Genomic DNA, 26,646 nt, shown 5'->3' on the forward strand with positions numbered 1-26,646 from the left:
ACAATGCGTACCCATTTTTTCTCTATTCTGTTTTTCTCTTTTGTTCTGTTCGGCTGCAATTCAGGCGATGACGTTGTGCTTTTCGAAAAATTAGATGCCGAAAAGACCCACATTGACTTTGCGAATAATATCACGGAGACCAAGGATTTTAACATCTTGGACTACTTGTATTTCTACAATGGTGGTGGTGTTTCTGCTGGGGATATTAATAATGATGGATTAGTGGATTTGTTTTTTGTGTCCAACCAAGGCAAAAACAAATTGTACCTGAACAAGGGCGATATGCAATTTGAAGACATCTCGGTGAAGGCGGGAATCGAAGGATTCTCTGACTGGAAAACAGGGGTGACGATGGCCGACGTAAACGCGGATGGCTTCTTGGATATCTATATTTGCGCGGTGGGGAATTACAAAGGTTTGGAAGGTTCTAACGAATTGTACATCAACAACGGTGACAATACATTCACGGAAAAATCAAATGAATTTGGCTTAGACTTTACGGGATTCTCTACGCAAGCGGCCTTTTTTGATTATGATAAAGATGGCGATTTAGATTGCTATTTATTGAACCATGCTGTACACAACACCCGTTCCTATGATCGCGTGAATACGCGTTCGTTGAAAGATAACGAGGCGGGCGATTATTTATACCGAAATGATGGAGGCAAATTTGTGGATGTGTCGAAAGAGTCTGGTATTTACCAAGCTGCGATGGGTTATGGTCTGGGAATTTCGGTGGCGGACATTAACAATGATGGCTGGTTAGACATCTATGTGAGTAATGACTTTCACGAGGATGATTATTACTACATCAATCAAAAGGACGGTACGTATAAAGAAGGCATTCGCGATCACTTCAAGCACTTGAGTCGTTTCTCGATGGGTTCTGATGTGGCGGACATTAATAACGACGGATTCCAAGATGTGATGACCTTGGATATGTATCCAGATGACGAGAAAGTGGAGAAATCGTCTGTAGGAGAGGATCCATTGGACATTTATATGTACAAATTGCAGTTCGGTTATTTCAATCAATACAGCCGTAACTGCCTTCAATTAAATATGGGTGGCCAAAAATTCTCCGATATCGCTGCCTCTTCCGGAGTGGCTGCGACAGACTGGAGCTGGTCGACGTTGATGAACGATTACGATGGGGATGGAATCAAAGATATCTTCATCTCGAACGGTATTTTACGCCGTCCGAATGACTTGGATTATTTGAAATTCGTGATAGGTGATTCGCTGCATTATGGCTTGCCTACGTCTGAGAAATTGGATCAAGAAGCGATCGATTTGATGCCGGATGGTCGTGTACACAATTACATTTTCAAAGGTGCGAAGGATTTACGCTTCGTAGATAAATCCATTAAATGGGGTTTTGAGGACAAAGGGGTTTCGAACGGATCGACGTATGCGGATTTAGACAACGACGGAGATTTGGATTTAGTAACAAACAACTTGAATGAAAAGGCGAGTGTCTACCAAAATAACAGCCGCCAATTATTGAAGCACAATTTCGTGAAGGTTAAATTCAAAGGAGATGGCGGAAATACGTTTGGTGTAGGGGCGAAGGTCATCTTGAAAACGAAGGACGGGCAGCAATTGCAGCAGATGATGCCCACACGTGGGTTTATGAGTTCAGTAGAGCCTACCTTATTATTTGGGATTGGAGATTTACAGCAGGTGGATGAGATGCTTGTGATTTGGGAAAATGAAAAAATGCAGATCGTTAAGAATCCGAAGATTAATTCGACCTTAACGATGGAGCAAAAGAATGCCAACGTAAACGTGAAGGATTATGTGTTCTCTGCGCCAGTGAAACCTCTTTTTGCTGAAGTGACGGATGGAGTGAATGTTCCGTACCAGCATCAAGAAAATGTCTATTTCGATTTCAACCGCGAATTGTTAATTCCATTTAAGGTTTCTATCGAGGGGCCAAAAATTGCGGTGGGTGATGTGAATGGGGATGGTCTGGAAGACGTGTATTTAAGCGGTGCGAAATACCAGGCAGGTCAATTGTTACTACAGAAAGGTGCCGGCTTTGTGGTATCGAATCAGCCCGTATTTAAAGCGGATTCATTGTATGAAGATGTGGATGCGCTATTCTTTGATGCTGATGGAGATACCGATTTGGACCTTTATGTGGTAACGGGAGGGAATGAATTCTATGATAAAATGCCGGAGCAATTCGATCGTTTGTATACGAATGATGGTAAAGGGAATTTCACTCGTGCCTTGAATGCCTTACCTCCGATGTACGACAATAAATCGGTTGTGCGTCCTTGCGATATCGATCGCGATGGAGACATGGATTTATTCGTAGGTGGTCGCGTGGTAGGTTATTCTTATGGTGCTTCGCCGCGTTCGTATTTATTGGTGAATGATGGCAAGGGACACTTTGCGGACAAGACGGCGGCTCTAGCTCCGGAATTGCGGGAAGCAGGGATGTTGACGGAGGCGATTTGGGCAGATATTGATAAAGATGGAGATCAAGATTTAACCGTGGTGGGCGATTGGATGCCGATTAAGACCTTTGAAAACAACAAGGGTAAATTCAAATTAATAGAGAACGGTCTGGAAGAGAAAACAGGATTCTGGTCGGGTATTACAGCAGCGGATTTTGACAAAGATGGCGATCTAGATTTCATTGTAGGAAATCTAGGTACGAATACGAAATTACGCAAGGACCTAGATGGCCAATTGCGGATGCTGATTAAGGACATTGATAAGAATGATACTAAGGAGCACATCATTGCATATAACCGCGGAAATGATTGGTTCCCAATTAACAGTAAGGATGAAATGGGGAAACAGATTCCAAGTATCATTAATAAGAAATATACGGCGTACCATATGTTTGCGGGTAAGACGGTGGAAGAGATTTTTGGTGATAAGGAATTAGAAGGGGCGGATGAAAAGTGTGTCAATATGTTTGAATCAGTCTACTTAGAAAACCAAGGCAACAAGACCTTCAAAATGGTGGCGCTTCCGGCGTTAGCTCAAGTGTCTAAGATCATGGTATTACGCACGGAAGATGTGGATAAAGATGGAAATCTCGACGTCATCGTAGGAGGTAACTTTAACGGTGCTTCGATGTACCAAGCGCGTTATGACGCATTCTTTGGCCTGATTCTAAAAGGAAATGGCAAAGGCGGATTCAAAACGCTTATCCCGACTGATACCGGATTGATGCTTGAAGGCGACATTCGCGACATAAAGCAGGTGAAGACTACCACAGGAATTTTGTACCTCGTAGCTCGTAATAACGATAAACTGCAGGTATTTAAGAAATTATAGGATGCGGACTCTGCTGGCAATTGCTCTCTTTTCGATTTTTTCTTATGAGTTTCCAAGTTGCTCGAACAAGGCAGCCGAAGGAAAAGAGCTGGCCAAAACGTATTGCGCTTCTTGCCATCTACTTCCAGATCCCGCGAGTTTGCCTAAAAATGTGTGGCAATACAGCACACTACCCTATATGGGTATTATGATGGGCGTGGACAAAGAGATCGGGATGTTAGAGAAACCGCTTTCGGATTACACGATTTTAGGTCCAGGTTCCCAAATGATTCCAGATGAGGATTGGGAAAAGATCAAAGCCTATTATTTAGAGGAGGCGCCCAAGACCTTGGAAATGCCGGCTTATATTCCTTTGCCTACGCAGACCCTATTCGAAGCCGAACCTATTGTGGCCACCTTGCCTGGAACGACTCTCCCTAATATGACGGCGATTCGCATCGATGCACGTCGTCATCAAATCACGGCGGGAGATCAATCGAATCGCGTGATTTGGAAATGGGATGCTGCGGGTAAATTACTGGAGACTAAGAAAGATCAAGATGCCTTAACGGATATTACTTTGTTGGGCTCAGAAACCTTGTATACGTTCATTGGAACAACGACACAGGCGAATCCGGATGTGAATGGATTTGTGAGTCAAGCTTCAACAGGTAAGAAATTATTGCAAGGATTGAATCGCCCGATTGGATTAGTTTCGGCTAATTTAGATAAGGAGGCTGGCGATGAATTAATCACGTCTGAATTCGGATTCAAAGTGGGTGGAATGAGTATTTGGAAGCTGAATAAAGGGTCCTTCAAAAAACAAGTATTGAATCCTCAAACCGGAGCCACAAAAACGATTGTACGCGATTTTACGGGAGACGGTCGACTGGATATTTTAGCGCAATTCGCCCAAGGTGATGAGCGCATTTTGCTGTATGAGAATCTGGGTGGTTTGAAATTTAAAGAAAAACAGTTGCTTCGCTTTCCGTCTATTTATGGATCCTCCTCTTTCGATGTGGTTGATATCGATGGAGACAAGGACTTGGATATCATTTATACGGCAGGGGATAATGCCGATTTTACGACAGTTTTGAAGCCATACCACGGGATGTATATTTTCGAGAATACCGGGGGATTTAATTTTAAGCAGAAGGCTTTCTTCTCTCAAAATGGCGCGACTAAAGTGATGCCTGGCGATTTCGATGGCGATGGTGATGCGGATTTGATATCAATTGCTTTGTTCCCTGATGTGGCGGCTAGACCGGGCGAAGGGGCGATGTATTTTGAAAATAAAAAAGGGACGTTTGTTCCGATGACTTTACCTATTCAACATTTGGGTCGTTGGTCTGTGATGGACGTGGCAGATCTAGATGGGGATGGTGATTTAGATGTAGCCTTTGGCTCACATGCTGTGGCTAAATTCCCACAAGGGGGATTTGACCCTCAATGGAAACAGGCAAAAGGTCTGCTGATTTTACGAAATAAAACAAAATGAAAATAAGCCTAAGGGTAATCCTATTATTGCTACTCTGTGGCCACATGACTTTCGCCCAGCGCAAAGGTTATGTCATATTTAGTGGAAAAATTGTTGATGTGGAGAATAAAGCGCCTATCGCTGGTGCTTCGGTCTTTTTCTCAGGTTCCTCTGCTGGTGGAACCACGGATTCACTAGGGGTATTTACGGTGACGATTGCGGCTAGATCCTATCAGGTCATCGCGAGAAGCCTCGGTTATAAATACAAAACCTTCCGCTTAGATCTCTCTAAAAATACCCAAACCACCATCGAATTAGAACGCTCCGAGCAATTATTAGGCGAGGTGGTGATCACCGCTGAAAAGGCCGATGCGAATGTGAATCGCGCAATGATGGGGGTGGAGAAAATGTCTTCCAAAACCTTGAAAAAACTGCCTACCTTAATGGGAGAGGCCGATGTGATTCGCAGTATTTTGTTGCTACCGGGCGTTTCGACGGTGGGTGAAGGGGCTTCAGGATTCAATGTACGTGGGGGTAATGTGGATCAAAATCTCGTTTTACTCGATGGGGTGCCTCTTTTTAATACCTCCCATTTATTCGGATTCTTCACTGGTTTTAATGCCGATATGGTGCAGGATTTGAGCTTGTACAAAGGTGGTATTCCATCGATGTACGGCGGTCGCGCGTCTTCTGTTTTAGATGTGCGCGTGAAGGAAGGTGACTTTGAGAAGTGGTCATTGCAAGGTGGTGTAGGACCTATTTCGTCTCGCATTTTAGTCGACGGACCCTTAGTCAAAGGGAAGACCTCTTTAATCGTGGGTGCCCGCGGTTCGATCTCCGACTTTTATATGAAGTATTTTCCTAATCCGAGTCTTGCGAAAAGCAAGGCGGATTTCTATGATGTGAACTTTAAGTTAACGCATCGTTTTGGAAAAAATCAGCGTATTTCCTTGTCAGGTTATGCAAGTAATGACGGTTTCAAATTCGCGCAGGATACGCTTTATTCCTGGAATACGAAGGCATTAAGCTTTAAACACAATGCCTTATTGAAAGGGGATTTATCCCATAATTTTACCGCCTTTTATAGCGATTATACCTATGGAATTGAGGGTCAAAAAAGCGGCTTGGAATTCGTTTGGAAACCATCTATCATTCAAACATCCATCAAGGAAGAATTGAGTAAGGACTTAGGTAAATATGGTCGCTTAGATGCTGGTGCGGAATTATCTGCCTTTACGAACGATGCGGGCAGTTTCTTGCCTAACTCGTCCTCTTCTAAGGTAGATAAGTTTGCGATGTCTACGGAACACACACGTGAGATGGCGGCTTATGTGGGACATAGTTTACCCTTGGGTAAGAAATTAAGTTTGGATTACGGTCTTCGCTATGCTTCTTATCAATTACTAGGTCCGGGTGATTTCTACCAATATAAACTAGGCACTCCCCGCGAAATTAATACGATCACGGACACCCTAAGCGCAGCTTCTAACGAGGTCGTGGCGACGTATGGTGGATTCGAACCGCGTCTTTCATTCGCTATTAAATTAGATACGAGTTTCTCGATCAAAATCGGTTTCAACCGCATGCAGCAGTTCCGCCACTTATTGTCGAACACGATGGCCGTTTCACCCTCTGATATTTGGAAGAATTCGAACCAACAAATTCCACCCCAAATCGCGGATCAATATTCCATCGGTTTCTTCAAGAACTTCACGAATGCCTCGAACGCCGTTTTCGAAACCTCAGCGGAGTTCTATTATAAGAACTTAAACAATGTTGTGGATTATGTAGATGGTGCGCAATTATACTTAAATCCTACGGTGGAAACACAGTTATTAGTGGGGAAAGGGATGGCTTACGGGGGAGAATTCTTCTTGAAAAAGTCACGCGGTAAGCGATTGACGGGTTGGATTTCGTATACCTATGCGCGTACGTTTAGGACAATTCAGGCGAATGAGAATCAGAAAGAAGCGAACTTTGGGATTCAATTTCCGGCAAACTTTGATACGCCTCACACCTTTAAATTTGTGTTGAATAATCGCTGGACGAACCGCATCTCCTTCAATGCGAACTTTACGTATACAACGGGTCGCCCGATCACGTATCCGAATGGGCGTTACAAGATTTATTCGTTTAATGATCTGTACGATTATGCCGTGGCGACCGGGATTTTCCCGCGACCAGGTTTGGACCAAACCTCTTACACCTACAACGGGACGAAGTACACCTATCTAACCTCGAAAGAGATCAAGGAACTATTGGACGGCTATTCTACGGCTTCTTTCACCCTAAGAAACGCGGAACGCATTCCAGATTACATCCGATTAGATGTGGGGATTACGATTGATCCAAAACCCGGCAAGCGTTGGCAAGGAAGCTGGAACTTCTCGATCTATAATTTATTAGGTCGCCAAAACGCCTACTCCGTCTATTTCCGTTCTTCGACAGGCGAAATCAACCAAGCGAAAACCTACCAGTTGTCGGTTTTAGGCGCCGCGATTCCATCCATCACTTATAACTTCAAATTCTAATGAGACACTTACTCTTATTTTTCTGTGCCTTGTTTCTTTTGAGTTCTTGCGAGACGGAGATCGAGGATTTTCAAACCCAAAACCTGAGTTCAGCCATCGTTGTCTACGGCGAAATTTCTAACGTAGATGGTCCCTATAATGTTCGCTTGAATTATGTGAGCGGATATTCCCCTTATGACCCTACTCAATTTTCGGGCCAGCCTATCACGGATGCGAATGTGCGCCTGATAGATGGTAATGGCAAGGAAACGGCGTATTATGAGAAGAGTAAGGGCTATTATTTAAGTCCAACAGGATTTAAAGGAGAAATAGGCCAAAAGTATAAATTGCGTATCAAGTTATTGGATGGAAAAACAATCGAATCGAATTTCCAAACCATCAACGCGGCCCCGGCTCTCGCTGAATTTTCGTATTCCTTTAAGGATGCAACGAAGGTAGAGGATATGCGCTTCCCACTCACGGCAAGTATCAAAGATCCCAAGGCTACGGAAGATTTTTATTTCGTGAAGCGCCAGGATTTCCGTCAGTTTTTATTAACCTGCCCTCCACCGCCTGCACCCCCAGCACCAGTGCCACCATGTAATTGCAAATGTTGGCAAGCTCCGCAAAATACGCAACCCTATTTAGTAGATGATTTTCTACTGAACGGTAAGAATTTGTCTTTGGATTTAGGTCAACTACCTTATGAAGATTTCAATGATTGGGTGGTACAACTAGAAGTGTATTCGGTCTCTAAAGAAACACATACGTATTGGAAACGATTAGAGGATCAACGCAAATTAAATGGAGGGATTTTTGATAAGGTGCCTGCTCAGGTAATTGGTAATTTGAAATGCACGAGCGATCCAACGCAGGAGGTTTTAGGCTATTTTATGGTGGGCGGATTAACACAGAAAAGATTAACGGTGGATCGTTTTAATGGCATTCCTACGGAGGCTTATCAGAAACTTTTGTTCTACGTAGACTTCAATAATGTGCGCTATAAAGACATCCCACTTTGGAATTGCAAAGACGCCGCTTTCATCAAATATAACCTCGGATATTCCTTGCCTCCATTATAAATATAGTATGCTTGCATAATAGTTTTTTTCTCTGCAAATTTGTTACAACCTAAACGTTATAACCATGGCAAAAGAATACGACCGTCGCAACCTAGACTTTATTTTAAAAGAGGTTTTTGATACTGCTTCCCTGTGTAACTATCCTCGTTACGCGGATTATACACCCGATATGTTTGATATGGTATTGGATTCTGCTGATGCCATTGCCGAAAAATATTTACGCCCCATTTATGTAGATTCAGATCGCAAAGCGGCTGAATTAGTCGATGGAGTCGTACACGTTCACCCCGGAATTGAGCCTTATATGAAGGAGATGGGGGAGTCTGGAATGATCGGTTGTACGTTTGATTTCGAACACGGTGGTCAGCAAGTTCCCTCCATGATCGGTGGAGCACACGAATTCATTCGTGGTGCGGCGCACAATTCAGCGGTGATGTTCACGGGATTATCCCACGGGGCAGCACATTTAATTGCCTCTTTTGGTTCGAAAGAATTAGCCGATACTTACGTTCCTAACATGCTTTCAGGCAAGTGGGCAGGCACGATGTGTTTGACCGAGCCTCAGGCAGGAAGTTCCTTGAACGATGCGTCTACTTCTGCTAAAGATTTAGGAGACGGAACGTATGCGATTAAAGGTCAAAAAATATTCATTTCAGGAGGAGATAATCACTTCTCAGAAAATATCATTCACTTGGTTTTAGCTCGTTTAGAGGGCGCTCCAGCGGGTACGAAAGGGATTTCCCTTTTCGTAGTGCCTAAGAAGCGCATCGAAAATGGAACATTAGTGAATAACGAAGTGGTCTCTTTAGGCGTCTATCATAAGATGGGCCAAAAAGCTACACCAGCACTTCACCTCTCTTTTGGCGACAAAGGAAACTCGATCGGTTACCTAGTAGGCGAACCGAATAAAGGGTTGTCTTATATGTTCCAAATGATGAACGAAGCGCGTCTAGGCGTGGGAATGGGTGGAGCTTACATTGCTTCCGCTGCATACCATGCTTCGAAGCAATATGCAAATGAGCGCGCACAGGGTCGTTTATTAACGAACAAAGATCCAAACACACCGCCTACATTAATCAAAAACCACCCCGATGTGCAGCGTATGTTGTACTTCCAAAAAGCCATCGTCGAAGGCTCCATGGGCTTATTGTTCCAATGCTTTATGTGGGATGATTTAGCGAAAAGCTTAGACGGGGAAGAGAAAAAAGAAGCTCAAATGATGCTGGACTTGATGACAACCGTAGCTAAAACCTATCCAGCAGAGATGGGAACACAGGCGGTTAATCAAGGCTTGCAAGTATTAGGAGGCTACGGATACACCGAAGATTTCCCATTAGAGCAAATGGCTCGCGACGTGCGGATTATGTCGATCTACGAAGGAACAACCGGTATTCACGGCTTGACTTTATTAGGTCGCGGTATTCCAGCGAACAATGGAGCGGCTTTGCAGACCTTAGGAAAGTTAGTTTACGCAGACATTGCCGTGGCAAAAGGTCACGATAACCTAAGCAAATATGCGGAAATGCTAGAGAAAGAATTAGAAAATCTAACGAAAGTAACGATGCATAAATTAGGTTTCGCGATGAAAGGCGAAATCGAAGTATTCTTAGCGGATTCGACCTTGTATATGGAGTTGTTCGGCTTGATTACTGTCGCTTGGCAATGGTTAAAGCAAGGTCATGTGGCGGCCGCGGCCTTAGCCAAAGGTGGTTTAAGCACGGAAGACGAAGCTTTCTACAAGGATAAGATTCACACGATGAAATTCTTCTACCACTACGAGGTGCCTAAGGCTTTGGGTTTATCAAAGCGTTTGATGGATGAAGAAGTTTTGACTATTTTTGATCACAAATAAGAAGTATTATGTTTAAAAAACACGTATTCCTGGGTTTAGCGTTGTTATTATCAACTGCTGCGTTAGCTCAAAGTAAGTATTCCGCGTACGAATTGTTTCATCCGCTTTGGAATTATGGACCTGTTTCTCCTGCGCGTTCTGCAGCGGGTGTTCCTGGACCAGGCTACTGGCAGAACTCGGCTGATTACAAGATTGCCGTTTCATTAGATGATGTAGCAAATAAAATCACGGGCGATGTAGAAATTACCTACAAGAATAATTCTCCAGATAAGTTGCCGTTTTTGTGGTTGCAATTAGACCAAAATAGCTTCAATACCCAGTCTCGCGGAGGCAAGACGACGCCTATTTCGGGTGGACGTTTTGGGAATTTAGCTTTCCAAGGTGGTTACAAAATCGAAAGTGTAACGATCGATGGTAAGCCGGCAAACTTCATTGTGGAAGATACACGGATGCAGATTCGTTTGGCTTCACCTTTGGCAGAAAAAATAGGCACTGCTAAGATCAAAATTGCTTATTCATTCACTTCTCCGGAGAATGCTTCGGACAGAATGGGTATCCAACAAACTAAAAATGGCGCAATCTACACAGTGGCGCAGTGGTTTCCCCGCGTTTGTGTATACGATGACATCGAGGGATGGAACGTATTGCCTTATTTAGGGGCGGGCGAATTCTATTTAGAATACGGCAATTTCGAATATTCAATCAATGCCCCGGCATCACACATCGTGGTGGGTTCAGGTGAATTGTTGAATCCAACGGAAGTTTATACGGCTGATCAGGTAAAGAAATGGGCTGCGGCTGCGAACTCGGAAACAACGGTCGTAATTCGTTCGGCGGCTGAGGTGACAGATCCAGCTTCTCGTCCGGCGAAAGATCGCTTGACATGGAAATTTAAGTGCAACAATGCGCGGGATGTGGCTTTTGCATCGTCTAAATCATTTATCCTAGATGCTTGTCGAATCAATCTACCTAGCGGCAAGAAATCTCTAGCTGTGTCTGTTTATCCGGTAGAATCAGATGGCAAAGACGCTTGGGGGCGTTCATCAGAATACGTGAAAGCATCGATTGAGCATTATTCGAACTGGTTATACGAGTATACCTATCCGGTAGCGACGAATGTTGCAGGTATCGTTTCAGGTATGGAATATCCAGGTATCATTTTCTGTGGATACAAGGATAAAACGGCTTCTTTATGGGGCGTAACGGACCACGAATTTGGCCATAACTGGTTCCCCATGATCGTAGGATCTAACGAGCGCAAATTTGCTTGGATGGATGAGGGGTTCAATACCTTTATCAATTTCTATTCGACGGATGCTTTCAATAAAGGCGAATACAAGAATCGTAAATTTGATATGCATACGATGGCGAAATCGATGTTCCGCGAAACGGCAGATCCGATTATGTCGATTCCGGATGTGATTCAAACGCGTAATTTAGGCTGGGAGGCGTACAATAAACCTGGTTTTGGATTGCGCATCTTACGTGAGCATATCTTAGGACCAGATCGTTTTGATTATGCTTTTAAAAATTATATTGCCAAATGGGCATTCAAACACCCTACTCCAATGGACTTCTTCCGTGCAATGGAAGATGGCGCTGGTGAGGATTTAGGTTGGTTCTGGAGAGCTTGGTTCTATGAACTTTGGAAACTAGATCAATCCGTAAAAGATGTAGATTACGTAGAACAAGATCCTGCAAAGGGTGCTGTCATTACGATCGAAAACTTAGACAAGATGGCGATGCCAGCAGTGGTGGAAGTGGAATTAACGAGCGGAGAAAAAGAACGCTTTACGTTCCCGGTGGAGATTTGGCAGCGAGGTTCTAGCTGGACGTTCCGCACTTCGACCAAGCTTCCGATTAAATCGGTGGTGATTGATCCAGATCATTCATTCCCGGATATGGATTCGAAGAATAATACGTGGAAGCCGCTGAGTGTTCGCTCAAGGTAAGAATAAAAGACTCTCAGAAATGGGGGTCTTTTTTTTATCAGTAAACTGATAGGTTTGGAGTTGAAATAACATCATCTTAGTGGGAAATAACCCCACTAATCATGAAAATACTATTCCTACAATCCCTTTGGTTCGGAGAGTTAGTCTCTATTTTGATCTATGTGATCCTTATTTTACTCTTAGTGCAGGTCATTCGATGGCTTTACAGAAGACTAAAATAATTATCCCTTAAGAATCCTCCCGATATCATTCGCCTTTCCTAATTCTTCTTTCAACTTTTCGTAGCTGCCAGAAAGCATCAGGCCTTTGTATTTCAACAGGGTGTTGATGTATTCGTCCAAAACGTCGAGCAGATTCTCCTGGTTCTGGTGGAAAATTTGGCTCCAGGTTTCTGGGGAAGATTTCGCTAGACGCACGGTCGATTCGAAACCGGTGGAGGCTAATTCAAAAATGCGGGCTTCGTTCTTTTCTTTCTCCAGTACGGTATTTGCCAAAGCAAAGGAACAGATGTGCGAGATGTGCGAAATATAGGCCGTGTGCATATCGTGTTCGATAGAACCCATATAGATGAGGTTCATCTCTAAGCCACTGCGGTATAAATCTTCGATTAAAGCTACGGCAGTTGGGTCGCTGAGTTCTTTATCGCAAATGACGCCTCTTTTTCCCACAAATAAGCCTTGAACAGCTGCTTCAGGGCCAGAGAATTCGGTTCCTGCCATCGGGTGAGTGGAAACGAATTGAGCTCTTTTCGGGTGATTTTGTAAAGCTTCGAAAACCGGGGTTTTCGTAGAACCTACCTCGATGATCACTTGTCCAGGTTTTAGCGCATCCAACACGGATGGAATTAGCGCCACTAACAGATCAACTGGAATCGCGCAAACGAAGACGTCCACTTGATCGATGGCCTCTTGCCAAGTGGCGATGCGGTCGACTAGTCTTAAAGAGAGAGCCTTTTTCTGGTGTTCTGTATTCGTATCAATACCAATGATTTCGGAAGCCCAGCCACTCTTGCGAAGACCGAGTGCGATGGATCCACCTATTAATCCGATACCGATGATGCCTACTTTAGGAGATGCCATTGCTGTGATTTTTGATGCGATCAATCGCTTGAGAGAAAACGGATTCTTGTGCGCAAAGTGAGATGCGGATATAGCCGTCGCCTTGTGTTCCGAAGATTCCGCCCGGCGTAATGAACACCGCGTTTTCGTCTAATATTTTATCTGAGAGCGCGTAGCCGGAGTCGAATGTAGCTGGGATTTTGGCCCAAACAAACATGCCCGACTGTGCCGGATCATACACGCAATCGAGTAAATCCAATAATTCAAATACGAGTTTTTGGCGCGAACGGTAAATGCGATTCTGATTTGCAAACCACGCGCTGTCTGCAGAAAGAGCTTTAACTGCCGCCTGTTGCAAAGGCAAGAACATTCCAGAATCCATATTAGATTTGAACTTCAAAACTGGTGCTAGAAACTCTGCTTTCCCAAAGGCCGCCCCAATTCTCCAGCCCGCCATATTGTGGGACTTCGAAAGGGAATTTAATTCGATCGCGACATCTTGCATCCCCGATATCGACAGCATACTCATTGGCTTTTCGTTCAGGATGAAGCTATAGGGGTTGTCATTGACTAATAAGATCGAATGGCGAATAGCGAAGTCACGCAACTCCGTGAAGAATTCCACCGTTGCTTGTGCACCGGTAGGCATGTGCGGGTAGTTGACCCACATGATTTTGACTTTGGAAAGATCACGCTTTTCTAAAGCTTTTAAATCAGGTAACCAACCAGTAGTGGCTGATAACTCATAGCTTTCCACCGTTGCACCCGCTAAAGAACAAGCTGCAGAATAAGTCGGGTAGCCTGGATTAGGGATTAAGGTCACATCGCCTTGTTCTAAATAGGCCATGGCGATGTGCATGATACCTTCTTTGGAACCAATCAAGGGTAAAATTTCTGAAGCGGGATTAACCGTTACGCCGTAATGCTTCGCATAAAATGAGGCGAATGCCTCGCGTAAAGCAGGAATACCTTGGTAACCTTGGTAAGCGTGATGTGAAGGGTTAGCCGCGCTTTCTGTCAAGGCCGTGATGGTCTCAGACGATGGGGCTAAGTCAGGAGATCCGATACCTAGGTTAATGATAGGTACGCCGGATTCCTTTAAAGCCGCGATCTGCTTCAGTTTCTTAGAGAAATAGTATTCCTCCACGCTGTTTAAGCGGCTCGCCGCTGTGATGTGTAAGCTCATAAAACAAAAAACCGACGTAAAGTCGGCTGATATAATTGACAAAAAACTATATAACCGATTAGGCAGCGTTGTAATAACCTGCGTAATAATACCCTGTTGTATAGTTGATTGCGTGTGATTTCATATGCCAAAGGTAGGAAAAAATTACTTTTATGCAAATAGAGGCTTCAATAGCTCGCGAACAAGGGAAGATTCATAGCCTTTTGAGAGGCCAAAGTTATAGCACTTCTGATAGCGCTGCGGCGTAGTACCCGTTTTAATCTCGTCCTTTTTCTTCTGTAAAATAGCGCGGGCTTTCTCGATATAATCCGCATCATCGATGCCATCCCAAGCGGAGGCTAAAAGTGAGGCGGAAATGCCTCGCTTGCGCAATTCGTAATTGATTTTTGTGCGACCCCAGCTTTTTTGATTGAATTTTGAACGGACAAAGATCTCGACAAAACGCGCTTCATTCAGGTAGTTATTTTCGCGAAGCCAAGCTAGGTACTCAGAATACTCAGCAGGAGAAACCTCAAAAGTTTTCATCTTCTGCTCCAGTTCTTGCACGCATCTTTCCTGGTAGGCGCAATAGCGGGCCAGCTTTTGGAGAATCTCGCTATTCATAAAGGAAGATTTAAGATTCGATTTCTTCGAAACTCTCTAGGTTGAACAGATCGTTCAGGACATCCACCATTTTGTCCGAATCGCCACGTTTGCAAGCGGCTTTTAGGTGGATGATGGGTTGTTTGATGATTTTTTGGACTAGACCAGCTGTAATTTTCTCCAGCTTCTCGGTCTCTTCCTTCGTCAAACCTTTCATATGGCGGTTCATCTCCTCCTTGCGGATTTGCTCCAGCGCATTTTTCAACTTGTGGATGGTAGGCGAAACCTCCATCTCTTTAGACCAATCATTAAAGCTCACAATACTCTCTTCGATGATCGTGCGCACATCCGGAATAGAGGCTAAACGAGTGGCCAAAGCCTCATCCGCACGCTCTTTCAAGGTGTCAATGTTATATAATAGCACCCCATTAATCTTCTCGATGCCATCCTCGATGCTGCGAGGCACAGAAAGATCGATGAAGTATTTAAAGGATAATAATTGCAATTTCTTAATCTCTGCCTGCGTGATAATTGGACTATCCGTACGAACAGACGAGATAATGATGTCAGCTGCGGCGATTTCTTTCCACAAGTCAGCGATAGGAGCGACCCTGAAAAGTTCTTTTCCAGCGGCAATCTTCTCTGCTTTCTCGATCGTACGGTTCATAATCGTGAACTCCGCAAAATCTTTCTCCTCCATATTCTTGCACACATCTAAACCGATTTCGCCTAATCCAAGGATTAAGACTTTCGGGTTAGGAAGAGCTTGAGAAAGTTCTTCAGCCAAGGCAACGGTCGCATACGAAACGGAAGCTGCTCCATCTCGGAACGAGGTTTCTTGGGCTACACGCTTGTTAGAGTAGAAGATGGTATGCATCAAACGGTGCAAATATGGACCAGCCATATTTAAATCTGCCGCTTGTTGGTAGGCTTTTTTGATTTGGTTCGGGATTTGTAAATCCCCCACTACTTTCGACTGCAAGCCGGTTGCTACCTCGAATAAATGGCGCAGAGAATCCTCTGTTTCGTCCATTTGCTTGAAATAACCTAAGTATTCAGCGGTGTTCGTTAAGCCTTTTTCGATTAAGAAGGCTTTGATTAAATCGGTCGAGATGTCGCGATCTGATGTATAATAGAACTCCGTGCGGTTGCAGGTAGAGACAATTAATAATTCATTTAGCTCGAAAAGATCCTTGCACCTCACATAAAATCCTTTGCTCTCGTCCTCGTTCAACGCTAACATCTCGCGGATGGCGAGTGGCGCTGTACGGTGTGAAAGGCTAACGGATTTAAAAGGTAAAATCATTTCTGTCTTAAGCGTGATTATTAATTCACAAAAGTACAATGCAAAAGTTTAAAATGTATCTGTCTTTGAAAGAAAATCGTAATTTAGATGAAGAAAAAATAAGAACCATATGCACTTCAAAAATAAGACGGTCTTCATCACAGGAGGATCCCGCGGAATTGGATTAGAGATTGCGAAAAAATTAGCTTCAGAGGGCGCAAACATCGTTATTGCGGCTAAAACTTCTGAGCCACATCCTAAATTACCAGGTACGATTCACACGGCAGCGGCTGAAATTGAGGCGGCTGGCGGAAAGGCTTTGGCTTGTATGGTAGACATTCGTGACGAAAATCAGGTTTTAGCGGCGGTAAAATTAGCCGTTGATACTTTTGGAGGTATCGATATATTAATTAATAATGCATCTGCGATTCAGCTCACGGGTACTTTGAGCACGGAGATGAAGAAATACGATTTGATGAATCAGGTGAACACGCGGGGGACGTATTTGTGTGCTCAGGCTTGTTTGCCTTATTTGTTGAAATCAGAAAACCCCCAGGTATTAACGCTTTCCCCTCCCTTAAATGTGGAGGCGCGCTGGTTTGAGAATCACGTGGCGTATTCGATTGCCAAATTTGGGATGTCTCTTTGTACCCTCGGAATGGCGTCTGAATTTAAGGGAAAAGTGGCTTTTAACTCCCTTTGGCCTAAAACGATCATTGCCACGGCTGCGATTGAATTCGCTGTGGGGAATGCGTCGATGATGCAATTAGGACGTAAGGCTACGATTATGGCGGATGCGGCTGCGGCTATTTTACAGAAGGATGCGAAGACGGTCAGTGGGAATTTCTACATCGACGAGGACGTCCTGCGTGCTGAAGGGGTGACGGATTTCACCGAATACCGTGTGAATCCGAATACACCGGAAAATCAATTATTGCCTGACTTTTTCATTTAATGGTAGAAAATTATACCCCGCCACTTTGGTTACCGGACGGGCATACACAAAGTATTTATCCTTCCCTTTTTCGAAAAGTAACTCTTTCGGAAACGCCACGCCGCGAACGGGTGACGACTCCGGATCAGGATTTCTTAGATATCGATTGGTACGGTGGTGAACTTTCAGAGCGTCCTTTATTGATTGTGTCCCATGGTTTGGAGGGATCAAGCGATCGTCAATATGTGACGGGATTAATTCACAAGATGAAAGGGATGAACGCGTTGGCTTGGAATTACCGAAGCTGTTCGGGGGAGCCCAATAAGAATCTGCGGTTTTACCACAGTGGGGCAACGGATGATTTGGACTTTATTATTAAGTTGGCAATTGAACGCGGGGCGAAAGAAATCTATCTCGCTGGATTTAGTTTAGGGGGCAACTTAACCTTAAAATGGTTAGGCGAACAAGGCAAAAATCCTCCCGAAATGATTCGAAAAGCTGTCGCATTTTCCGTACCTTTACACCTTTCATCGAGTAGCAAGCAATTAGCTAAGCGGGAAAACAGACTCTACACTCATCGATTTCTACAAACTCTCATTAAAAAAGTCAAGGAAAAGTCCGCGCGCTATCCTCAGGATATTACCGTGGAGATGATTGATTCGATTAAGAGTTTAGTGGATTTTGACGATGTGATCACAGGGCCTTTACACGGGTTTAAAGACGGGGAAGACTATTACGAAAAGAGTAGCTCCTTGTATTTTTTGGATCAGATTAACGTACCCACTTTAATCGTGAATGCAAAAAATGACCCATTTTTATCGGCGGAATGTATTCCGGAATCTTTTGTGAAGACCTTGGACTTTGTCCAATTAGACGCACAGGAAAAAGGAGGACATTGTGGTTTTTATCCGAAGAATTACCAGGGTTATACTTGGTCGGAAAATCGCGCCGAACATTGGTTTAAGAAAAGCGTTTAGAAAATAATAACATGCCTACAGCTCAAGCAGAACCTTTAAAAATTGTCATTGATTTCGATAGCACATTCACGAAAGTGGAGGGGCTCGATGAATTAGCGAGAATCGCGCTTCAGGGAAATCCGAAGCAAGCGGAGATTGTGGGAAAGATTAAGGATATCACCGACCAAGGAATGGTGGGGGCCTATTCTTTCGCAGATTCCTTACGCGATCGTGTCGCTTTATTGCCGGCGAATCGTTCGCACGTGGATCAATTGATCGTCTTTTTAAAAGGTAAAATCTCGGAGTCATTTAAGCGCAACAAGGATTTTCTAGAAGAAAATGCCGCACAAATCTTAATCGTTTCCTCTGGTTTCAAAGACTTTATCGTTCCGGTTGTGAACGAGATGGGCATCCCAGCAGAGAACGTATATGCGAATACGTTCACGTATGATGCGGAAGGAAATATTACTGGTTACGATGCGGACAATTTATTGTCTCAGGATAAAGGTAAAGTTCGCTTGCTGCAATCATTGCAATTAGAAGGTGAGGTTTACGTGATCGGTGATGGTATCACGGATTACGAATTACGCGAGTCTGGTTTAGCGAATAAGTTCTTTGCGTTCACGGAAAACGTTTCGCGCAAGGCGGTGACGGACAAAGCGGATTTTATCGTACCCTCTTTAGATGAATTCTTGTACATTAACGGTTTAAGCCGCGCACAGTCGTATCCTAAATCGCGTATTAAGGTTCTTTTATTAGAAAACGTGCACCCAGGTGCGGTGAATGCATTCAAGAAAGAAGGTTTCCAAGTGGAACTTTTGAAAGGCGCTTTGGATGAGGATGAATTGATCGAGAAGATCAAAGATGTGTCTATTATCGGTTTGCGTTCGAAAACAAATTTGACGAAAAAAGTATTAGATCATCCGAATGCCTCTCGTTTGATGTGCGTGGGTGCTTTCTGCATCGGTACAAACCAAATCGATTTAGTGGAATGTGAGAAACGCGGAATCGCGGTGTTTAATGCGCCGTATTCGAATACGCGTTCGGTCGTGGAATTGTCGATTGGTTTGATGGTGATGTTAACGCGTAATATCTTCGAGAAATCGACGAAAATGCACGCGGGTGTTTGGGATAAATCAGCGACGAATTCGTACGAGATTAGAGGTAAGAAAATTGGTTTATTGGGATATGGAAGTATCGGTACGCAGATTTCCGTGATTGCGGAGGCGCTGGGTATGGAGGTGTATTTCTATGATATCGTAGATAAATTAGCCTTAGGTAATGCCAAAAAATGCACCAGCTTAAAAGAGTTATTATCTCAGGTGGATTTTGTGAGTTTGCACGTTGATGGTCGTAAGTCAAACACGAACATCATCGGCAAGGAGCAATTCTCTTGGATGAAAGATAATGTCATCTTTTTGAACTTATCGCGTGGTCACGTGGTCGAAATACCGGCTTTAGTGGAGGCGATCAAGTCTGGTAAAGTGTGGGGTGCGGCGATTGACGTATTCCCGCATGAGCCGAAGACGAATGACGAGGAGTTCATGAGTGAATTACGTGGATTGCCTAACGTGATTTTGACGCCGCACATCGGTGGTAGCACGGAGGAGGCACAGCAAAATATTGGTGAATTCGTGCCAGCGAAGTTGTTGCAATTTATGAACAACGGTAGCACGTATGGTTCGGTAAACTTCCCAGAATTGCAATTGCCGCCTTTAGAGGATGCGCACCGTTTGTTGCATATTCACCACAATGTGCCGGGGATTTTGGCCCAAATCAACCAAATCTTTGCGAAATACCACGTAAACATCATTGGGCAATACTTAAAGACCACAGAAAATACGGGTTATGTGATTACGGATGTGGCCAAAGAATACTCGGATGAAATTGTAAGCGAATTGAAGCTGATCGATAACACCATTAAGTTTAGAATGTTATATTAATATGAGCACCTTTTTTACCCCCGGCCCTGCGGCCTTGTTTCCTACGGTTCAGTCCCATTATATGGAGGCGTTTCGATTAAACCTCGGTTCGATTTCCCATCGTTCCGCGGCTTTCCGTAAGATCTACCAGCACGCAGACGAGCAATTGCGCGAGTTATTCGCCTTGCCTAAGAGCCACGCGGTCCTATTTACGGGATCTGCGACGGAGGTGTGGGAGCGTATCATCATGAATACAGTGGAACACGAGAGTTTTCACTTAGTGAATGGCTCGTTCTCGAAGAAGTTTTTCGATTTTTCTAAAGACCTGCACAAGTATGCGAATTCGATGCACAAGCCTTTTGGCGAGGGTTTCGATGCTTCAGAAGTGGAAGTGCCGGAATATGCCGAATTGATTTGCTGCACGGCGAACGAAACGAGTTCGGGCGTTCAGATGAAGGCTTCAGAGATCCATAAGATCAAGAAAGCGAACAAGGATAAGTTTGTGGCGGTGGATATGGTTTCCTCTGCGCCTTACCCTAACCTTGATTTTAGTTTAGTAGACTCAGCCTTTTTTAGTGTCCAAAAATCGTTCGGAATGCCTGCCGGTCTAGGTGTTTGGTTTGCGAATGAGGCGATGCTAGAGAAGTCAGAAAGAATGAAAAAGCACGAAGGAATCGTGGGGACGTATCACTCGTTGCCAAGCCTTTGGGAAAATTACAAGAATTTCGAAACGCCAGAAACACCTAACGTGATGGCGATTTATGTGTTAGGAAAAGTGGCGGAGGATTTTAACCGAATTGGCGTGGAGAATATCCGCAAAGAGACGGATAAAAAAGCGAAGGCTTTGTATGATTTTGCGAAGAAATCGGATAACTTCGAAATATTCGTGGAGAATGAAAATCACCGTTCAGCGACCGTTGTGGTGTTAAACTGCAAGGAAGGTTCGTCTAAAGTGATCAATACAATAAAAGAGAGAAGCGATATGATTATAGGGGCTGGATACGGCAAGTTGAAAGAAACCCAAATCCGTATCGCGAATTTCCCAGCAGTAAATATGGACCAGGTTCAGGCTTTAATTACTGAATTAGGTTCACTTTAATTTAAACCTAGGACTATGAAAAATGGAACACCCATTCGGTGGGGTATATTGGCGTGCGGCGGTATAGCTCGCAAATTTGCAGACGATTTAGCCTTCGTTAAGGACGGTTATTTAGCGGCTGTTTCCTCCAGAGATATTTCCCGTGCAGAAGAGTTTGCATCTCATTATGGACCCGATGTGAAATGTTTTGGTTCGTATGAAGCGATGCTTGCAAGCGGCGAAATCGATGTGGTGTATATCGCCTCTCCACACGGATTACACCATGAGCATACGTTATTGTGTTTGAATGCGGGACTTCCTGTCTTATGTGAAAAAGCCTTTGCCATCAATTCGAAGCAAGTGGCGGAGATGATTCAGACAGCGCGTGATAAGAAAATCTTCTTAATGGAGGCTTTATGGACGCGTTTCCATCCCTCTATCGTGAAACTGCAAGAGATTCTAGCATCGGGTGTGATCGGAGATATCGTTCACCTGGCAGCTGACTTTGGCTTTCACGCACCCTACGATGCGGAGGCGCGTTGGTTTAATCCTTCTTTGACCGGCGGATCATTATTAGACATCGGTATTTATCCTTTATTTATCTCCAAATTCGTGTTAGGAGAGCCTTTAGAAATGAAGGCAACTGGCGTCATGGCGCCTACGGGAGTGGATATGAATACGTCTATCGCCTTGAAATATAGTTCTGGAGCGATAGCCACTTTGTTCTCTACTTTTGCCACAAAGACGGATACGACCTGTGAAATTCACGGTACGAAAGGCAAGATTCACATGCATTCACGTTTCCACGAAACGAAAGGAATTACGGTGACGATTCATGAAACAGAGCAGGAGATGTTCTATGAAACGGAGCGTTTAGGCTGGGGTTATAGTTACGAAGCGGAGGCCGTTCAAGCGGATTTACGTGCGGGTCACACGGAAAATGCCTTGATGACGCACGCTTTCAGTACGGAATTAATGGCTTTATTAGATGAAATTCGTTCTCAAATCGGTTTAAAATATCCTAATGAATAAGATCCTTCTTTTACTATTTTTGTCCTTTGGCGTATTTGCCCAAAATCGTTTCGAAAAAGAAATTGTGGCTTACGAAAAGCAAGATTCTATTGCTTTGCCGGCGAAAGGAATGAAGTTGTTTATCGGCTCTTCGAGTTTCCGTCTGTGGAAAAGTTTCGATGCGGATACGAAAGGAATGAATGCCTTTAACCGCGGTTTTGGTGGAAGTACTTTGAAGGATGCCTTGTATTATTTCGATCGCATGGTCGTGAAATACCAGCCCTCTTGGGTGTTCATGTACGAAGGAGATAATGATTTAACCTCTGGTACAAGTCCGGAAGAAATTGCCTCGCAATTCGAAGAGTTTTCCGCCCGTTTAGCGAAGCAGGTTCCCGGGGCAAAACTTGTTTTCGTATCAGCTCGCCCTAGCTTAGCTCGCGAGGCATTGAAAGGAAAGCAACAAGATTTGAATCAACGCATCGCGGCGATTGCTGCCAAGAAAAAAGGACATTATGTGATTGATATGCACTCGCCTTTCTATAATGCGGACGGGACCTTGATGCAAGATATTTTCGTGGCAGATCGTTTGCACCTGAATGAAAAGGGCTATGTTATCTTTGCGAAACAAATACAAAACTTCATTCGAGCTTATGCCAAATAGGGATGTATTAAAGGGTGATTGGTTGCCGAATATTTCGGTGGACTGCGTTATTTTCGGATTTCAAGAGAATCAATTAAAGGTGCTTTTATTGAAGTTTAGAAATAACGAAGTTTGGTCGTTGCCGGGTGGATTTATTGGCAAAGAAGAAGATGCAGATGATGCGGCAAAACGCATCCTATGGCAGCGTACCGGCTTGGAAAATCTTTATTTGCAACAGTTTCATACGTTTGGCGATCTCAAAAGAAACATCGGTGCCATCGAAAAGCACGAGGAGATTAATCTAGCGATGGGTCGTTCATTAGAGGATATGAAATGGTTGTCACATCGCTACATTACGATTGGGTATTATGCCTTAGTGGAATATTCAAAAGTGAAGGTGACTTTAAATGACGTTTCGGACGATTCAGCCTGGATGGATGTTGATCAGATTCCTTCCTTGTTTTTAGATCACAATGTCATCGTAAAGACAGGTCTTGCTCATTTGCGTGCGTCCATAGATACGAAGTTAGCGGCCTTTAATCTATTGCCGGAGACCTTTACCATGTCCGAATTGCAACAGGTGTATGAGACAATTCTTGGGAAAGAATTAGTGCGTACAAATTTCCAGCGTAAAATGTTAAGTTTGGATATTCTAGAGCGTATCGAGAAGAAATATACAGGAGGCGCACACAAGGCACCTTATTTATACCGTTTGGACAAGAAAAAAGCGGAGGCTTTTTTGTCCTCCGCTTCTTAATATTAATTAGCCCATGTTGTGGTAGACGTTCTGCACATCGTCGTCTTCCTCTAGACGCTCGATGAGTTTCTCCACATCCGCTATTTGCTCCTCTGTTAGTTCTTTTGTCTCATCTGGGATGCGTTCGAAATCGGCTCCCATTAATTCAAATCCTTTTTCTTCTAAGAATTTTTGGATCGCTCCAAAAGCAGTAAACTCCCCATAAATATTTATTTGGTTTGTTTCCTCATCTAAGAATACTTCGTCACCACCTAAGTCAATCAAGTCAAATTCTAATTCTTCTAAATCGATTTCCGGTTTAGCCGCGATTTTAAATACGGATTTACGGGTGAAGATGAAATCCAACATCCCCGTTGTTCCTAGGCTACCGCCACATTTCGTGAAAGAGGAACGGATGTTCGCTACAGTACGGTTGATGTTATCAGTTGTTGTTTCTACCAGGATGGCGATACCATGTTGTGCATATCCTTCGTATACAATCTCTTTGTAATCCTCTTGGTCTTTCGAAGTAGCGCGTTTGATCGCACGTTCCACGTTTTCCTTCGGCATATTCACTGCCTTCGCGTTTTGGATGATGGCACGTAAACGGGAGTTAGATGATGGGTCGCCACCACCTGCTTTCACTGCAATCACAATATCCTTACCTATTTTGGTAAAGGTTTTGGCCATTTGACCCCAACGTTTGAATTTTCTCGCTTTTCTAAATTCGAAGGCTCTTCCCATAGTTCATTATTTTGAAATGCAAAAATAAAACAAGCTGATGGAATTCCGCTATCTGAGCTAAAAAAAATCCCCCCACAGAACCGCCTTTCGCGCTAAGGAAATTTGGCTAAATTGCAGGAATGAAAAAATATATCGTACTCTTTTTTGTCCTTTTTACCACGTCGCTTTTTGCCCAAAAGAAGAATGAAAATTTCAAAATGCATATTCAGAAAAGCACGGGTAACATCAAAATTGATGGGGTGCTTGATGAAAATGCTTGGTTTCAGTCTGCGGCGGTCAGTGATTTTATGATGTGTAATCCCTTCGATTCGCTGTGTGCACAGGTAAGGACTGACGTAAAGATGACCTACGATGATAAATACATTTATATCTCGGCGGAATGTTTCTTGAAAGAACCGGGCGCCTTTGTGGTGGAGTCGATGAAGCGGGATTTTGGTTTTGGGGTGAATGATAATTTTTTAGTCTTCATCGATACGTTTGAAGATAAGACAACCGGCTTTGCATTTGGTGCGAATGCAGCCGGCGCTCAGTGGGATGGCCAAATGTCCGAAGGGTCGAAGGTAAATCTGAACTGGGATAATAAGTGGGAATCTGCCACGACCTACAAGCGGGATTCGTGGATTTTCGAAGCGGCGATTCCGTTTAAGTCGATTCGCTATAAGGGCAATGTAAGTCGCTGGGGGATTAATTTTTCCCGTTATGATTTAAAGGCCAAAGAAAAATCCGCCTGGGCCCCTGTCCCTCGGCAATTTCCCACTGCCTCTTTAGCTTATGCTGGGGTATTAGTTTGGGATACACCGCCGCCCACGCCTAAGAAGAATGTTTCTTTGATTCCCTATGTTTTATCGGGTGTGACGGCTAATTACGAGACGAAAGATCCCTCTTCGATGCGCAATCAAATAGGGGGCGATATCAAGGTCGCTATTAATTCGGGTTTGAACCTAGATATGACATTGAATCCGGATTTCTCTCAGGTGGATGTGGATAGACAACAGACGAATCTGGATCGATTTGAGCTCTTTTATCCAGAAAAACGGCAGTTCTTTATTGAGAACTCGGATTTGTTTGATGGATTTGGGACAGAAAATATCCGTCCCTTCTTCTCTCGCAGAATCGGTTTAGCACTGAATACAAAGACCGGTATATATGAGCAAACGCCTATTACTTATGGCGCGCGTTTGAGTGGTAAATTGAACCAGGACTGGAGAATAGGAGCCTTGAATGTGCAATCAGAAAGAATCGATGCAAAAGGGGTGCCTACCCAAAATTATTCGATGGTTGCGTTGCAGCGAAAGTTATTCGCACGTTCCAATTTTGGAGCCTATATGGTCAATAAACAATCCTTCATCGATACTGATTTGCAACGTTCGAATGGTTTTCAGGCCTATAACCGAGATCTGGGATTTGAGTATAATCTGGCCTCAGCGGATAACTTCTGGACGGGATCGCTCTTTTATGCGAACACGATTAGTCCGGTGCAAAAGGATCGAAGTTTCTCGCAGGCTGCGTCTTTGGCCTACAAAGACAATAACTGGGCATTTGGAATTAAAGAATCGTGGGTGGGCGAGAATTACAATCCAGAAACAGGTTATGTTCCGCGTGTGAATTATTTGCAAACACAGTTTGATGCCGCAAAAAATTTCTATCCGAAAAACAAGTCAACGAATGTGTTTTACACAACACTTTCGGCGATGACAATGAGCTATTGGAATAACCAAGGCACTTTTACAGACAATACCTCCTATGTGGCTTATGAAGGAACGATGAAGGATCGTTCTACTTTTGGGAGTTATTTATCGTATGATTATGTGAAATTATTGTATGATTTCGACGCGACTCGAATGGGGAATACGGCTTTGAAAAAAGGGACGGAGCACGATTGGTATGCCTTGAATGCGCGCTATAGTTCTTCTCCTATCAAGTTGTTTACGTATACTTTATCGTCTCGTTTTGGTGGTTATTATGGCCAAGGCTGGCGCACAGGAATCACCGCGGATGTAGGGTATCGCTTCCAACCCTATGGTAGTTTCTCGGTGGCCATCGATTACAATGATATCGTTGATGTGGCCATCCCAGGAACGGATGTGGCAGCAGCGAAGAAAGTTTCCTCTAATTTCTGGATCATTCGACCTAAAATAGATATCACTTTTTCAAACAAATTGTTCTTTGCCACGTTCTTTCAATTGAATCAACAAACGAAAAATGTGAATTTAAATGCACGCTTACAGTGGCGTTACAAACCTGCTTCGGATTTGTTCTTAGTGTATACGGACAATTATTTTCCGGAGATTATGCAAATTCGTAACCGTGCATTGGTGTTGAAATTGAATTATTGGCTTAATTTGTAATCTAAATAAAAAACATA

19 protein-coding genes are annotated in these 26,646 nt (G+C 43.8%); 14 read left to right on the plus strand and 5 right to left on the minus strand.

Annotated features, from left to right (window positions below; all coding sequences use genetic code 11):
• Positions 1-3: 3 nt before the first annotated feature.
• The 6 genes from G9X62_RS02105 to G9X62_RS02130 all read left to right on the plus strand — a co-directional run bounded on the left by G9X62_RS02105 (position 4) and on the right by G9X62_RS02130 (position 12,149).
• Positions 4-3,297, plus strand: coding sequence for a VCBS repeat-containing protein (locus G9X62_RS02105; protein WP_223131165.1), 3,294 nt, complete (start codon positions 4-6; stop codon positions 3,295-3,297).
• A gap of 1 nt (position 3,298) precedes the next feature.
• Positions 3,299-4,774, plus strand: coding sequence for an FG-GAP repeat domain-containing protein (locus G9X62_RS02110; protein ID WP_223131166.1), 1,476 nt, complete (start codon positions 3,299-3,301; stop codon positions 4,772-4,774).
• On the plus strand, positions 4,771-7,284 hold the full coding sequence (locus G9X62_RS02115; protein WP_223131167.1) for a TonB-dependent receptor: 2,514 nt from the start codon (positions 4,771-4,773) through the stop codon (positions 7,282-7,284). The genes G9X62_RS02110 and G9X62_RS02115 overlap by 4 nt, the downstream gene beginning before the upstream one ends.
• Positions 7,284-8,345 (plus strand): DUF4249 domain-containing protein, encoded by a 1,062-nt coding sequence (locus G9X62_RS02120; RefSeq protein ID WP_223131168.1) that lies wholly within the window; start codon positions 7,284-7,286, stop codon positions 8,343-8,345. Before G9X62_RS02115 ends, G9X62_RS02120 begins: the two co-directional genes overlap by 1 nt.
• A gap of 64 nt (positions 8,346-8,409) precedes the next feature.
• Complete coding sequence (locus G9X62_RS02125) at positions 8,410-10,197, plus strand: acyl-CoA dehydrogenase (RefSeq protein WP_223131169.1); 1,788 nt, start codon at positions 8,410-8,412, stop codon at positions 10,195-10,197.
• A gap of 8 nt (positions 10,198-10,205) precedes the next feature.
• A complete protein-coding gene (locus tag G9X62_RS02130; protein ID WP_223131170.1) occupies positions 10,206-12,149 on the plus strand; it encodes a M1 family metallopeptidase in 1,944 nt (647 codons plus the stop codon).
• Positions 12,150-12,370: 221 nt separating this feature from the next.
• Here the strand turns inward: G9X62_RS02130 and G9X62_RS02135 are convergent, their stop codons facing one another.
• From G9X62_RS02135 to hemA, 4 genes are all read right to left on the minus strand, one after another.
• Positions 12,371-13,228 carry a prephenate dehydrogenase gene (locus G9X62_RS02135; RefSeq protein ID WP_223131171.1) on the minus strand — a complete coding sequence of 286 codons (858 nt, stop codon included), beginning with the start codon at positions 13,226-13,228 and terminating at the stop codon, positions 12,371-12,373.
• The gene (locus G9X62_RS02140) at positions 13,215-14,393 is read right to left on the minus strand and encodes a pyridoxal phosphate-dependent aminotransferase (protein ID WP_223131172.1); all 1,179 of its coding nucleotides are present in this window, start codon (positions 14,391-14,393) and stop codon (positions 13,215-13,217) included. Before G9X62_RS02140 ends, G9X62_RS02135 begins: the two co-directional genes overlap by 14 nt.
• 150 nt (positions 14,394-14,543) lie before the next feature.
• On the minus strand, positions 14,544-14,996 hold the full coding sequence (locus G9X62_RS02145; RefSeq protein WP_223131173.1) for a regulatory protein RecX: 453 nt from the start codon (positions 14,994-14,996) through the stop codon (positions 14,544-14,546).
• Positions 14,997-15,006: 10 nt separating this feature from the next.
• On the minus strand, positions 15,007-16,281 hold the full coding sequence (hemA, locus tag G9X62_RS02150; RefSeq protein ID WP_223131174.1) for a glutamyl-tRNA reductase: 1,275 nt from the start codon (positions 16,279-16,281) through the stop codon (positions 15,007-15,009).
• Positions 16,282-16,390: 109 nt separating this feature from the next.
• Here hemA and G9X62_RS02155 point away from each other — a divergent pair, with 109 nt between their 5' ends.
• Genes G9X62_RS02155 through G9X62_RS02185 form a run of 7 tightly spaced genes read left to right on the plus strand, consistent with a single transcriptional unit; the run spans position 16,391 to position 23,558 of the window.
• On the plus strand, positions 16,391-17,215 hold the full coding sequence (locus G9X62_RS02155) for an SDR family oxidoreductase (RefSeq protein ID WP_223131175.1): 825 nt from the start codon (positions 16,391-16,393) through the stop codon (positions 17,213-17,215).
• The gene (locus G9X62_RS02160; protein ID WP_223131176.1) at positions 17,215-18,171 is read left to right on the plus strand and encodes a YheT family hydrolase; all 957 of its coding nucleotides are present in this window, start codon (positions 17,215-17,217) and stop codon (positions 18,169-18,171) included. Before G9X62_RS02155 ends, G9X62_RS02160 begins: the two co-directional genes overlap by 1 nt.
• A gap of 11 nt (positions 18,172-18,182) precedes the next feature.
• The gene (serA, locus tag G9X62_RS02165) at positions 18,183-20,093 is read left to right on the plus strand and encodes a phosphoglycerate dehydrogenase (protein WP_223131177.1); all 1,911 of its coding nucleotides are present in this window, start codon (positions 18,183-18,185) and stop codon (positions 20,091-20,093) included.
• A gap of 1 nt (position 20,094) precedes the next feature.
• Positions 20,095-21,171, plus strand: a complete 1,077-nt coding sequence (locus G9X62_RS02170; protein WP_223131178.1) for an aminotransferase class V-fold PLP-dependent enzyme — start codon at positions 20,095-20,097, stop codon at positions 21,169-21,171.
• Positions 21,172-21,186: 15 nt separating this feature from the next.
• Positions 21,187-22,182, plus strand: a complete 996-nt coding sequence (locus G9X62_RS02175; RefSeq protein WP_223131179.1) for a Gfo/Idh/MocA family protein — start codon at positions 21,187-21,189, stop codon at positions 22,180-22,182.
• Positions 22,175-22,822 (plus strand): GDSL-type esterase/lipase family protein, encoded by a 648-nt coding sequence (locus G9X62_RS02180; protein ID WP_223131180.1) that lies wholly within the window; start codon positions 22,175-22,177, stop codon positions 22,820-22,822. Before G9X62_RS02175 ends, G9X62_RS02180 begins: the two co-directional genes overlap by 8 nt.
• Positions 22,812-23,558 (plus strand): NUDIX hydrolase, encoded by a 747-nt coding sequence (locus G9X62_RS02185; protein WP_261345535.1) that lies wholly within the window; start codon positions 22,812-22,814, stop codon positions 23,556-23,558. The genes G9X62_RS02180 and G9X62_RS02185 overlap by 11 nt, the downstream gene beginning before the upstream one ends.
• Positions 23,559-23,564: 6 nt before the next feature.
• Here the strand turns inward: G9X62_RS02185 and G9X62_RS02190 are convergent, their stop codons facing one another.
• Positions 23,565-24,281, minus strand: coding sequence for a YebC/PmpR family DNA-binding transcriptional regulator (locus G9X62_RS02190; RefSeq protein ID WP_223131182.1), 717 nt, complete (start codon positions 24,279-24,281; stop codon positions 23,565-23,567).
• Positions 24,282-24,400: 119 nt separating this feature from the next.
• Between G9X62_RS02190 and G9X62_RS02195 the strand changes: the two genes are divergently transcribed.
• Positions 24,401-26,629 (plus strand): DUF5916 domain-containing protein, encoded by a 2,229-nt coding sequence (locus G9X62_RS02195; RefSeq protein ID WP_223131183.1) that lies wholly within the window; start codon positions 24,401-24,403, stop codon positions 26,627-26,629.
• Positions 26,630-26,646 lie beyond the last annotated feature (17 nt).

The sequence above is a fragment of the Aquirufa lenticrescens genome (assembly GCF_019916085.1).
GTDB classification, from domain to species: Bacteria; Bacteroidota; Bacteroidia; order Cytophagales; family Spirosomataceae; genus Aquirufa; species Aquirufa lenticrescens.